This window comes from Actinomadura sp. NPDC049753 (assembly GCF_040674655.1).
Lineage (GTDB): Bacteria > Actinomycetota > Actinomycetes > Streptosporangiales > Streptosporangiaceae > Spirillospora > Spirillospora verrucosospora.
The window spans coordinates 1-11676 of sequence record NZ_JBFARL010000228.1; the positions used below are offsets into that span (position 1 = coordinate 1).

Sequence of the window (11676 nt, forward strand, 5' to 3'; positions counted from 1 at the left end):
AATCCCGGTGAGTTCCGCGCGAAAGGCCCCGCCCACTCCGCTCGCATGGCGGGGCCATTCGGTCCTGTACCGGGCCGGCCTGTGCCAGGGCTCTCTGGCGGGCTGATCGTGATCTGGACCGTGATGCAGATCCTCAACCCGGTCTTCCTGTCCAGCGCGAACCTGGTGAACCTGGCGCTGGAGTGCGTGCCGGTCGGCGTGATCGCGCTCGGCGTGATGTTCATGCTGCTGGTCGGGCAGATCGACCTGTCGGTGGGGTCGGTCAGCGGGCTCAGCGCCGCCGTCGTCGCGGTGCTGTTCGTCGACCACGGCTGGCCGTCCTGGCTCGCGATCGTCGCCGCCGTGGCGCTGGCCGTCGCGCTCGGCTGGTTCTACGCGCAGGTGTTCAACCGGCTCGGCGTGCCCAGCTTCGTGATCACCCTGGCGGGGCTGCTCGGCTGGCTCGGCCTGCAGCTGTGGATCCTCGGGCCCAAGGGCTCGATCAACCTGCCGTTCGACTCGCGGCTGGTGACGTTCGCCCAGCTCGACTTCCTCCCGCCGTGGTTCGCCTACGCGCTGGTCGCCCTCGGCGCGGCCGGGCTGTACCTGACGGGCCACAACCGGGCCGCGCAGCGCCGCAGGGCGGGCCTGCCCGCGACGACGGAGCGGACGCTCATCCTGCGCAGCGCCGTCCTGCTGGCCGGCCTCGGCGTGGCGGTCTGGTACCTGAACCGGGACCGCGGCGTCGGCTGGATGTTCGTCCTGTTCCTGGTGCTCGTGCTGGTGACGCACTACGTCCTGTCCCGGACGAAGTACGGCAAGTCCGTGTACGCGGTCGGCGGCAACGTCGAGGCGGCCCGGCGCGCCGGCATCAACGTCAGGACGGTCTACGCCTCGGCGTTCGTCCTGTGCACCACGCTCGCCGCGATCGGCGGCGTCCTCGCCGCGGCGCGCCTCGCGGCGGCCAACCAGAGCAGCGGCGGCGGCGACGTCAACCTGAACGCGATCGCGGCGGCCGTCATCGGCGGGACGAGCCTGTTCGGCGGGCGCGGCAACGCGTTCGCGGCGCTGCTCGGCATCCTGGTCATCCAGTCGATCTCCAGCGGGCTGACGCTGCTGAACCTCGACTCGTCCTACCGTTTCATGGTCACCGGCGCCGTGCTGCTGCTCGCCGTGGCGCTGGACTCGGTCGCCCGCCGCTCGCGCGCCTCGCACGGCCGCGCCTGACCGGCACGGGTTGGATGGGACCGATACGCAACGGACGGGGGAGCCGATGACGGTCGTCTGCGTCGACGCGGGCACCACGATGATCAAAGCGGTGGGGTACGCCGGGGACGGCGCCGAACTGGCCGTCGCCCGGCGGCCCACCGAGGTCGCCCGGCCCGCGCCGGGACACGCCGAGCAGGACATGGCCGCGGTGTGGCGGGCCGTCGCCGACGCCGTCCGGGAGGTGCTCGGGAAGGTCGGCGGCGACGTCGACTTCCTCGCGCTCACCGCGCAGGGCGACGGCTGCTGGCTGGTGGACGGCGACGGCGCCCCCACCGGCCCGGCGATCCTGTGGAACGACGGCCGCGCCGCCCCGGCCGTCGAGCGCTGGGCGGCCTCCGGCGTGCTGGAGCGGGCGTTCCGCGTCAACGGGTCGCTGCACTTCGCGGGACTGCCGAACGCGATCCTCACCTGGCTGCGCGAGCACGACCCCGACCGGCTCGCCCGGTCGGCGGCGTCCCTCACCTGCGGCGGCTGGATCTTCTCCCGCCTCACCGGGCAGATCGCGGTGGACGCCTCGGACGCGTCCGCGCCGTTCCTGGACATCGCCGCGCTCCGCTACTCGGACGACCTGCTCCGCGCCTACGACATGGAGTGGGCGCGGCGGCTCCTGCCCGAGGTGCGCGGCGACGACCGGCGCGCCGCCCCCCTGACCCGGGACGCGGCGGACGAGCTGGGGCTGCCCGAGGGCCTGCCCGTCGTCCTCGCCCCCTACGACATCGCGTCCACCGCGATCGGCGTCGGCGCGGTCGACACCGGCCAGGCCTGCACGATCCTCGGCACGACGCTGTGCACCGAGACGGTCGTCGACGGCCCGCGGCTGGGCGGCGACCCGTCCGGCCTCACGGTCGCGATGGGCCTGCCGGGCCGCTACCTGCGGGCCTTCCCGACGCTCGCGGGCGGACAGGTCGTCGACTGGGCGTGCCGCGTGCTCGGCCTCGCCGCGCCCGCGGCGCTCGCCGAGCTGGCCGCGTCGGCGGCGCCGGGCGCCGACGGGCTCGTCTTCCTGCCTTACCTGTCGCCCGCCGGCGAGCGCGCGCCGTTCCTGGACCCGCAGGCGCGCGGCGCGTTCCACGGCCTCACCGTCCACCACGAGCGCGAGCACGTCGCCCGCGCCGTCCTGGAGGGGCTCAGCCTGGTCGTCCGCGACTGCCTGACCGCGGCCGAGACCCGTCCCACCGAGCTGCGGGTCAGCGGCGGCGGCTCGGCCAGCCCCGTCTGGCTGGGCATGCTGGCCGACGTCACGGGCGTCCCGGTCGTCCGGTCGGCCGACAGCGAGGCCGGGGCGCGCGGCGCGTTCATCACCGGCCTCCTCGCCACCGGGCGGGCCGCCGACGCCCGCGCGGCCGCCGGCGACCATGTCCGTGCCGGCGACACCCACGTGCCCGACCCGGACCGGGCGGCCCACTACTCCGAGACCTATGAGGACTTCTTGACGATCCGCTCCGCCACGGCGCCCGCCTGGCCGGCCCTCGCGTCGGCCCGCGCCCGCACCGGCCTGGACGGCGGCGCCCGGTGACCGACCAGAACGAGGCGGTGTGGGTCGGGGTCGACCTGGGGACGCAGAGCGTGCGCGCGCTCGCCGTCACCGCGTCGGGCGACGTGGCGGGCGCCGGCAGCCGGGCGCTGACCGGGCGGCGGGACGGCCCCCGGCACGAGCAGGACCCCGAGGACTGGTGGACGGCGGTCGGCGCCGCCTGCCGGGAGGCGCTGCGCGACGTCCCGGCGCCGGCGGTGCAGGCCGTCGCCGTCGACGCCACGTCCGGGACGATCCTGCTCACCGACGACGGAGGGCGGCCGCTGACCCCGGCGCTCATGTACGACGACACCCGCGCGGCCGACCACGTCGAGCGGGTCAACGAGGCCGGCGGCGAGGTGTGGCGCGCCCTCGGCTACCAGCGCATGCAGCCCGCCTGGGCCCTGCCCAAGCTGCTGTGGCTCCTGGAGCACCACCCGCGCGAGGGCGCCCGCCTCGCCCACCAGGCCGACTTCGTCAACCGGCGGCTGACCGGGCACCCGGTGGCCGCCGACCTCAGCAACGCGCTCAAGACCGGGGCGGACCTCGTCGCCGAGGCCTGGCCCGCGGACGTCCTCGACGCACTGGGCGTCCCCGCCGGCCTGCTCCCGCCCCTGGAACGGTCCGGCACCCCGCTCGGGACGGTCTGCGCCGCGGCCGCCGAGGCGACCGGCCTCCCCGAAGGGACCCCGGTCGTCGCGGGCGCCACCGACGGGTGCGCCGCACAGCTCGGGACCGGGCGCCTCACCGTCGGGTCCTGGAACTCCGTCCTCGGCACGACCCTCGTCCTCAAAGGCGTCAGCGACGACCTCGTCCAGGACCCGTTCGGCGTCGTCTACTCCCACAAGGCCCCGGACGGGCGGTGGCTGCCCGGCGGCGCGTCCAGCACCGGCGCCGGCGCGATCTCCCGCGACTTCCCCGGCCGCGACCTGGCCGACCTGGACCGGCGCGCCGCCCGGCACGAACCCGCGGCGGCGCTCGCCTACCCGCTCGTCCCGGCGGGGGAGCGGTTCCCGTTCCTCGCCCCGGACGCCCGCGGGTTCCGGCTGGACGGCACGGGCGACGAGGCCGACGACTTCGCCGCCGTCCTCCAGGGCGTCGGCTACCTGGAGCGGCTCTGCTTCGACCACCTCGACCTGCTCGGCGCGCCCACCGGCGGCGACCTGACGCTGACGGGCGGGGCCGCGCGCAGCCGGTACTGGTGCCAGCTGCGCGCCGACATCCTCGGCCGCCCCGTCGTGCTGCCCCGGCAGGCCGAGCCCGCGCTCGGCGCCGCCGTCCTCGCCGCCGCGCCGGGCCGCGACATCGCCGAGACCGCCGGGCGGATGGTCGCCGTCAAGGCGGTGATCGACCCGCGTCCGGAGAAGACCGGCGTGTTCGACGCGCCCTACCTGCGCCTGGTCGGTGAGCTGGAACGGCGCGGATGGCTGCCCGCCGAGACCGCCGCGCACGCACGCGAGAGGACCTCACGATGACGCGCCTCATCCTCGTCCGGCACGGGGAGACCGAATGGCACGCCGACAACCGCTACGCGGGGACCAGCGACGTCGCGCTGACGCCGCGCGGCCTGGACCAGGCCCGCGCCCTGGCCGCGTGGGCGGGCACGGCCCGGCCCGACGCGGTGTGGTGCTCGGACCTGTCGCGGTCCCGGCTGACCGCGGCGCCGTCCGCCGCGGCGATCGGCGCTCGGCTGCACGTCGACGAGCGGCTCCGGGAGCTGGACTTCGGGCACGGCGAGGGGCTCACCCGCGCGGAGATGGAACGCAAGTTCCCCGAGGATCTGCGCGCCTTCCTGGCCGACCCCGTCGCCGCGCACCTTCCCGGCGGCGAGGACCCGGCCGCCGCCGCCCGCCGCTTCACCGCCTGCCTGGACGACATCTCCCGCCTGCACCAGGGCGGCCGCGTCCTGGTCGTCGCGCACTCCACGGCGATCCGGCTCGCGCTGTGCCGGCTGCTGGGGGTGCCGCTCAAGGACTACCGGCGGCGGTTCCCGTCGCTGGGCAACTGCGCACTGACCGAGATCCGGCTCCGGGACGGCGAGGCCGCCCTCCTGGAGTTCAACACCCCACTGGAGCGATGAATGACTACCCGCGTGCTCGCGGCCGGTGACCTTTTCGTCCGCAACGAGCTGCTCATCGACGCCCTGCGCGCCGAGGCGCCCGCCGACCTGGCGTTCTCGGAGGTCACCCTGCCGTGGCCGGTGGAGCCGTTCGGGCGCGTCGCGGAGGTGGACGAGGCTTCGGGGACCGAGGAGCAGCTCATCGAGGCGCTGCGCGGCGCCGAGATCTGCGTCACCCAGATGGCCCCGCTGACCCGGCGGATCCTGGAGGCCTCGCCGGACCTGCGGCTGTTCGGGATCAGCCGCGGCGGGCCCGTCAACGCCAACCTGGAGGCGGCGACCGAGCACGGCGTGGCCGTCTGCTTCGCGCCCGGCCGCAACGCCGGCGCCACCGCCGAGCACACCCTCGGGCTGATCCTCGCGGCGGTCCGGCGCATCCCGCAGACGCACGTCGACCTGATGGCGGGGCAGTGGCGCGGCGACTACTACCGCTACGACGACGTCGGCATCGAGATCCAGGGCAGCACCGCCGGGCTCGTCGGCTGCGGCGCCGTCGGCCGCCGCGTCGCCCGGGCCCTCGCCGCGCTCGGCGCCCGCGTGCTCGTCCACGACCCGTACCTGGACGACCTCGGCGACCTGACCGGCATCGCCGAGCTCGTCCCGCTCGACGAGCTGCTGGCGCGCGCGCAGATCGTCTCCCTGCACGCCCGCGCGACGCCGCAGACCACGGGGATGATCGGCGCCGCGCAGATCGCCGCGATGCCGCCCGGCTCCATCATCGTCAACTGCGCGCGCGGGTCGCTGCTGGACTACGAGGCCGTCTGCGACGCCGCCGAGTCCGGCCACCTGTTCGCCGCCGCCTTCGACGTCTTCCCCGAGGAGCCGATCCCCGCCGGGTCGCGGCTGCTGACCACCCCGAACATCATCGTCACGCCGCACCTCGCCGGGGCCAGCAAGCAGACCGCCGCCAACGCGGCCCGCATCCTCGCCGCCGACGTCGGCCGCCACCTGCGCGGCGAGGCGCTCCTGCACTGCGCGAATCCCGAGGTGCTGGCCCCCCGGCCCGCCGGCCCCTGACCTCCCCACCACCCCCCACCCAAGGAGGCACGATGCACGGACCCGGACTCGGCGAGGCAGCTCTCACCCGCCGCAGAGTCCTCGGCTTCGCGGGCGCCGCCACGCTCGCCGGAGCCGCCGCCCTGGCCGGCGCCCGCCCCGCCGCGGCCGCCGGACGCACGTACACCTTCGACCTGCTGTTCAACGTCCCCCACACCGACAACATGCAGGGCCTGGCCTACCGCCGCGGCCGCTTCTACGTCGGCTTCGACATAGGCGGCGGCCACGGCGTCATCCGCGAGTACGACCGCGACGGCACCACCCTCAAGGAGAGCGCGCCGCTCGCCGTCGGGCACGCCGCCGAGATCAGCGTCGACCGCGGCGGGCTTCTCTACGTCGCCACCGGCGGCGGGAAGAACCCGACCAAGGTCAACGTCGTGGACTGGAGCGGCGAGCCCGAGGTCGTGCGCACCATCGACTTCGGCGCGCTCGGCAACTCCGGCCTGGTCGCGGTCGACGACCGGCGCGACGGCCTGCTCGTGCACGCCGGACCGGGCGACCAGGGCCCCTTCGTGTTCGCGTTCACCGACCTCGACGGCACCGTCCGCTCGACCTTCGACCTCGGCTACCAGGGCGTCCCGCAGGGCCTGGAGATGGCCGGAGACAAGGTCCTGTACTACACCAACAACGCCATCACCGTGCTGGACCGGGCGGGGAACATCCTCGAAGCGATCCACATCCCGCTGACCGGGGAGAGCGAGGGGCTGGCGGTCGCGCCCGCAGGCCGCGGCACCCGCGTCTTCTTCGGCTACAACAAGCCGAACCGCGTCTACGCGATGACGCCCGTGTTCCACTGACAGGACAGGCGCGCGGCCGGGTTCCGTCCATACCTCCCGTCCCGGCCGCGCGCCCTCCCATTTCTGCGCACAAAGTGCTTGACTCCACAGTCGATATCACGGTCGGCTTAGCATCCCGCGGCCCTCGTTTAGCGGAATTCTCTAGACTGTCGATATCCGGCTGGAAGGGTCTTGCATTTCACGGCCACTCGGGTAGAAAAAATCAAATCCCTCTCCCCGAGGAGGAAACCCCGTGAAGGCTCCCATCAGGCTGGCCGCACCCCTGGCGGCCGCCTCCGCCGCGCTGGCCCTGACGGCGCCCGCCGCGTCCGCCGCCACCACCACGATCCGCCAGGAGACCGCCACCGGAGCCCCCTACTCCGGCAACTGGCAGGTCGCCACCGTCGGGGCGCTCGCGTTCTCCGTCGACTACCTAGGCCTGAAGGTGACCGGTTCCTGCGACGGCGCCGAACTGCAGGGCACCGTCCAGTCCACCGGCGCGGGCGAGCTGACCGCCGCGTCGATCGGCGCGTGCCGGACCTCCAACGGCCTCAGCTCCCCGCCCACCGACCTCGACCTCGGCCAGATGCCCGACAAGAGCGGGAGCGTCGCCTACGCCCCGGTCTCCGGCGGCCGGGACGGCGTCCTGTCCATCAACGGCGGCCTTCGCTTCAAGATGGAAGGCAAGATCCTCGGCATCACCGTCACCTGCTACTACGGATTCCGGACGGGCGGCGCCGACGGTCTGCGCTTCGACGTCTACAACCGCGACAACCCGAACCGCCCGCTGCCGGACCGGGACGACGCGCAGGGCAGGTCCGACGACATCACGCTCGTGCGGCAGACGGGAAGCAGCGGCCTCTGCCCGTCCAACGGCACCGGCAGCGGCTCCGCCATCGCCCGCGGTGAGAGCACGCCGGGCTCCGGGGTCTTCGACCGCAAGCTCTACCTGACCCCCTAGCCCCGGGCGAGCGTGCGGAGAGGCGGCCGGGTCCGGGGCCGGTGCAAGGGAGTGATCATCCTCCTCGGGCCCGGCCGCCCTCACTGTGCCCTCGCGGTGCTGGGTCGCCGTGTCGGGAAGAACGACCGGGGGCGTGCGGCCGAATCCTTCTGGACGATCGCGAGGAATTCGAGCGTAACTCCGCAGTTCAGCCCTGAGTAATGACTGCGTGTTTACAGTTGTTTCCCACACGTGTCCGAGGCCCGCCGTGGCAAAATCACTCACCTTTACTCGCGGCGGCCCGCGCGACGAACTTGCCGAGCAGGACGACCGCGCGTTCGGGCTTCCCCCGGAACACCCCGCGGCCGGTGCCAGGCAGCACGTACGGCTCCGGCGCGCTCACCGCCGATGTCGATCCGCCTCCGGCCCATTGTGGCCTCTGAGGGAGAATGGGCGTATGAGAGCGGTGGCCATCTCCGACACCCACGCGCCCCGGCGCTGGAAGTCGTGCCCGCCGCGGGTGGCCGAGCACCTGCGGGACGCCGACGTGATCCTGCACGCCGGCGACGTGTGCGTCGCGTCCGTCCTGGACGAGCTGGCCGAGTACGCGCCCGTCCACGCCGTCCTCGGCAACAACGACGGGCCGGACGTGGCCGAGTGGGGCGCGCCCGAACGCCTCGAACTCGACCTGGACGGCCTCGCCGTCGCGATGGTCCACGACAGCGGCCAGGCCAAGGGCCGCACCGCCCGGCTGCGGCGCTGGTTCCCCGGCGCCGACCTCGTCGTGTTCGGGCACTCCCACATCCCCTTGGACGAGACCGGCGACGGCGTCCGCATCTTCAACCCCGGGTCGCCGACCGACCGGCGCCGCCAGCCGCACGGCACCCTCGGGCTCCTGGACATCGACGGCGGCCGGCTCACCGACGCGCGGATCGTCCCCGTGACCTGACCCGCGCCCACGACCGGCCGGGTGCCGCATGGAATCGTCCCCCGGAGACAACCGCGAGGATGAGAGGAACCCCCCGCCATGACCGACCGCGTCACCGTGCACGTCCACGAGGGGGTCGCCGACGTGCGGCTCAACCGTCCCGACAAGCTGAACGCCCTCGACCTGGCCACGTTCGAGGCGCTCGCCCGCACCGGGGACGCCCTCGCCGCCGACGGCTCCGTCCGGGCCGTGGTCCTGTCGGGGGAGGGCCGCGCCTTCTGCGCGGGACTGGACTTCGCCAACTTCGCCGCCATGGCGGGCGACGGCGCCGGGCGGCGCGCCGGCGACATCACCGCGCGCGAGCCGGGACGCATCACCAACCTCGGGCAGCAGGCCGTGCACGTGTGGCGGGAGCTGCCGCAGCCCGTCATCGCCGCCGTCCACGGGCACGCCCTCGGCGGCGGCCTGCAGATCGCGCTCGGCGCCGACATCCGGATCGTCGCCCCGGACGCGCGCCTTTCGGTCCTGGAGATCCGCTGGGGCCTGGTGCCCGACATGACCGGCACCGCCGCGCTGATCCGCCTTGTCGGAGAGGACGTCGCGAAGGAGCTCACCTTCACCGGCCGCATGATCTCCGGCGCGGACGCCGTCCGCATCGGCCTGGCGACCCGCACCGCAGACGACCCGCGCGCCGCCGCCACCGAGCTCGCCCGCGAGATCGCCGGCAACAGCCCCGACGCCGTCCGCGGAGCCAAGCGCCTGCTCAACCGCGCCGCCGACACCGACCTGGCCGGCCAGTTCCTGGAGGAGTCCCGGACCCTCGGCGCCCTGCGCGGAAGCCCCAACCAGGTCGAGGCCGTCCGCGCCTACTTCGACAAGCGCCCGCCCGCCTTCACCGACCCGGCCTGACACGCCCGTCAACGCCTACCCCGCCAGCGAAGCCACACCGCCACCGCTGGTGGCGGTGAGTTCCCCCGTGGGGCCGTCAGGTTCGTATGCCAGACCAGCTAGGACATCGTGCAGCAGCGGACACCGCCGCAAAGGGACACGTATATCTCCGGTGGCCGTCGCCGTGCCCCCGCGGTCCTGCCTCTTGCAGAGAGTCTCTCAATGCTTCTTCACGGTCGAGCATGGACGCATGCGTAAGGGCCGGCGCGAGACGGACTTCAGGTGAGCGCAAGCTCGGCGGTCGCCTCGTCCCCTTCAGCGGTGAGCACGGCGCCCGCGCTCGCCAGCAACGCGCGGGCGCCGTGGTTGCCGGTCGTCGTCGATGCGAGGAACCTTGCCGCTCCGGACGACCGGGCCTCGGCCAGCAGCAACGCCGTCACCCGCGTGCCGATCCCGCGGCCCCGGGAAGCGCGGCTCAACCAGATGCCCGCCTCCACCGCGTCCCCGCGGGGCTGCAGGCGCGCCGCCCCGACCGCCTCCCCGTCGACATCGACCACCCACGTGCGCTCTACCGCCGTCGCCGGGTTCAGGCATCTCGCCCGGTGGAACTCCAGGAACGCCGCCCGGCGCTCGGGCGTCCAGCCGGGCGGGCCAATGACCGGAGGCATGACTTCCAGAGGATCCGCGCCGACCACGGCCGCGTCGAGCAGCCGCGCCAGTGCGGGCTCGTCCAGGGGACTCAGGGCTACTTCCATCACGCACAGAGTGTGATCTCCGGGCGAGGTCCTGCGCGAGCGAATTTCGACCCAGCACGCTCCACCGAGGAGCCGAGGACCATGGAGTGCCCGGCATGGCTCGCCAGGAGGTGGCGACACCACGTCTGGTCCGGCCGAGAACCGCTCCGCTGAGCTGACTGTCAGCGGGCGCGCGTGGTGATACGGAGGGGGCTTGGGCCAGCTGCGGAGCTCACAGACGGTGCGGTGGACGGCGCCAACCGGGGCGGCGGGAGCGCCCGGTCCTTGGCCGCTGGTGGTCAGGCGGCGAGGGCAGATCCGACCGGGAGGTTCCTGATCAGCCAGAAGAGAAGGATGGCGGCGAACAGGGCCCAGATCACCGCGGGGTGCGCCACCTTCGTCCTCACCGGACGATCCAGAGCGCGGGCTCGTGCCCAACGGAGCCAGAAGAACGCCAGAACCGGGAGCATCGCGACGGTCAGCACGTTCAGACCGAACGCCTCCTGGAGATGCCCGTGGGCGAGTGCGTGGACGGTGCGCATCGATCCGCAGCCTGGACACTGGAACCCGGTGAGGGCGAGGAAGGGGCAGGTCGGATAGTGCCCGGCCTCGTTGGGGTCGACCGCGGCGACGTACAGGACGGCCGCGACGCTGAGGACCAGCACCCCGCCGGGCCGCAGGAGCCGGACGGCGAGGGGCTGTCGAGAACCGTCCGGTGCTTCGGGAACCGGCCCGCCCCGCGGCAGCGGGACGGGCCGGGACTCATCCGTCATGGGTCAGCTGCCGCTGTTCCCCGCCATGGCGATGAAGAAGTAGATGGCGCCGACGATCACGCCGAGGACCGCGGACACGATCGCCCAGGTCTTCGCGTTGTTGGAGGACTTGATCGCACCGGCCTGGTCGCCCGCCGACCACTTGGAGTTGACCTGGGCGGCGTAGACGATGGACACCACGCCTGCGGGCAGGCAGCACAGGATCGTGGTCGCGATCGCCCACGGGAGGTGGTTCGGGGGCGGAGAGCCGGCGCCGGAGCTCGGGGGCGGCGGCGGGGCGGGCGGGTAGGCCATGTTGGTACCTCTCCTGCTTGGGCTGGGTGATCTACTTAGATAGATGGTGACAGGCCACCCCGGGTTCCCCCAATCCTCTGCAACCTGCGGAAGAGCATCTGACCGGGGCGCCGATTTGACGCGGGCGCTCCGACCGCGTAAGTTAACCCCTCGTCCCCACACGGATGCAGGACGCCCGCATGGCGGCCGGCCGAACGATGGGGAAACCACCTGCGAACCAGCCGACACGGCTTCGTCGTGTCGGCCGTGCCGTGCCGTGGTGGGTCGGAAAGGCTCGATTTTGACAATCGAGCCGGATCTGATGAAATAGCGACACCGCCGGGAAGGAACCGCGCAAGCGGAATCGGAATGGCGGATCGGAAAAGCCCGGAATTGACAGTCCGAGCGGATCTGATAAAGTAAGAACA

Annotated in this window: 12 protein-coding genes; 9 read left to right on the forward strand and 3 right to left on the reverse strand. The window is 73.4% G+C overall.

The genetic code is table 11. The annotated features are described in order from the left end of the window. Window positions 1-108: 108 nt before the first annotated feature. The 9 genes from AB0K37_RS35700 to AB0K37_RS35740 all read left to right on the forward strand — a co-directional run bounded on the left by AB0K37_RS35700 (window position 109) and on the right by AB0K37_RS35740 (window position 9489). Window positions 109-1206: a sugar ABC transporter permease gene (locus tag AB0K37_RS35700; protein ID WP_363988791.1), complete on the forward strand. Its 1098-nt coding sequence runs from the start codon at window positions 109-111 to the stop codon at window positions 1204-1206. Between the two features lie 46 nt (window positions 1207-1252). After that, window positions 1253-2764, forward strand: coding sequence for an FGGY-family carbohydrate kinase (locus AB0K37_RS35705; protein WP_363988793.1), 1512 nt, complete (start codon window positions 1253-1255; stop codon window positions 2762-2764). Then, complete coding sequence (locus AB0K37_RS35710; protein ID WP_363988796.1) at window positions 2761-4236, forward strand: FGGY family carbohydrate kinase; 1476 nt, start codon at window positions 2761-2763, stop codon at window positions 4234-4236. Before AB0K37_RS35705 ends, AB0K37_RS35710 begins: the two co-directional genes overlap by 4 nt. After that, window positions 4233-4841 carry a histidine phosphatase family protein gene (locus AB0K37_RS35715; RefSeq protein ID WP_363988799.1) on the forward strand — a complete coding sequence of 203 codons (609 nt, stop codon included), beginning with the start codon at window positions 4233-4235 and terminating at the stop codon, window positions 4839-4841. The genes AB0K37_RS35710 and AB0K37_RS35715 overlap by 4 nt, the downstream gene beginning before the upstream one ends. Beyond that, window positions 4842-5897, forward strand: coding sequence for a 2-hydroxyacid dehydrogenase (locus tag AB0K37_RS35720; protein ID WP_363988802.1), 1056 nt, complete (start codon window positions 4842-4844; stop codon window positions 5895-5897). A gap of 32 nt (window positions 5898-5929) precedes the next feature. Continuing rightward, window positions 5930-6733 carry a hypothetical protein gene (locus AB0K37_RS35725; protein ID WP_363988805.1) on the forward strand — a complete coding sequence of 268 codons (804 nt, stop codon included), beginning with the start codon at window positions 5930-5932 and terminating at the stop codon, window positions 6731-6733. A 232-nt stretch (window positions 6734-6965) separates the two neighbouring features. Further along, window positions 6966-7673, forward strand: coding sequence for a hypothetical protein (locus AB0K37_RS35730; RefSeq protein WP_363988807.1), 708 nt, complete (start codon window positions 6966-6968; stop codon window positions 7671-7673). Window positions 7674-8109: 436 nt separating this feature from the next. After that, the gene (locus AB0K37_RS35735; protein ID WP_363988810.1) at window positions 8110-8601 is read left to right on the forward strand and encodes a metallophosphoesterase family protein; all 492 of its coding nucleotides are present in this window, start codon (window positions 8110-8112) and stop codon (window positions 8599-8601) included. Window positions 8602-8679: 78 nt separating this feature from the next. Then, a complete protein-coding gene (locus tag AB0K37_RS35740; RefSeq protein WP_363988813.1) occupies window positions 8680-9489 on the forward strand; it encodes a crotonase/enoyl-CoA hydratase family protein in 810 nt (269 codons plus the stop codon). A 257-nt stretch (window positions 9490-9746) separates the two neighbouring features. Here AB0K37_RS35740 and AB0K37_RS35745 read toward each other — a convergent pair whose 3' ends face one another. The 3 genes from AB0K37_RS35745 to AB0K37_RS35755 form a co-directional block, all read right to left on the reverse strand. Beyond that, window positions 9747-10223, reverse strand: coding sequence for a GNAT family N-acetyltransferase (locus AB0K37_RS35745; protein ID WP_363988815.1), 477 nt, complete (start codon window positions 10221-10223; stop codon window positions 9747-9749). Between the two features lie 278 nt (window positions 10224-10501). Beyond that, window positions 10502-10975, reverse strand: coding sequence for a DUF2752 domain-containing protein (locus AB0K37_RS35750; protein WP_363988818.1), 474 nt, complete (start codon window positions 10973-10975; stop codon window positions 10502-10504). Between the two features lie 3 nt (window positions 10976-10978). Then, window positions 10979-11269, reverse strand: a complete 291-nt coding sequence (locus AB0K37_RS35755) for a CD225/dispanin family protein (RefSeq protein WP_363988821.1) — start codon at window positions 11267-11269, stop codon at window positions 10979-10981. Between the last annotated feature and the right edge of the window lie 407 nt (window positions 11270-11676).

Excerpts from the sequence above, each read along its gene's own strand:
- AB0K37_RS35705 (WP_363988793.1), top strand. The coding sequence starts at position 1,253 with ATGACGGTCGTCTGCGTCGACGCGGGCACCACGATGATCAAAGCGGTG.
- AB0K37_RS35715 (WP_363988799.1), top strand. The coding sequence starts at position 4,233 with ATGACGCGCCTCATCCTCGTCCGGCACGGGGAGACCGAATGGCACGCC.
- AB0K37_RS35720 (WP_363988802.1), top strand. The coding sequence starts at position 4,842 with ATGACTACCCGCGTGCTCGCGGCCGGTGACCTTTTCGTCCGCAACGAG.
- AB0K37_RS35725 (WP_363988805.1), top strand. The coding sequence starts at position 5,930 with ATGCACGGACCCGGACTCGGCGAGGCAGCTCTCACCCGCCGCAGAGTC.
- AB0K37_RS35735 (WP_363988810.1), top strand. The coding sequence starts at position 8,110 with ATGAGAGCGGTGGCCATCTCCGACACCCACGCGCCCCGGCGCTGGAAG.
- AB0K37_RS35740 (WP_363988813.1), top strand. The coding sequence starts at position 8,680 with ATGACCGACCGCGTCACCGTGCACGTCCACGAGGGGGTCGCCGACGTG.
- AB0K37_RS35745 (WP_363988815.1), bottom strand. The coding sequence starts at position 10,223 with ATGGAAGTAGCCCTGAGTCCCCTGGACGAGCCCGCACTGGCGCGGCTG.
- AB0K37_RS35750 (WP_363988818.1), bottom strand. The coding sequence starts at position 10,975 with ATGACGGATGAGTCCCGGCCCGTCCCGCTGCCGCGGGGCGGGCCGGTT.
- AB0K37_RS35755 (WP_363988821.1), bottom strand. The coding sequence starts at position 11,269 with ATGGCCTACCCGCCCGCCCCGCCGCCGCCCCCGAGCTCCGGCGCCGGC.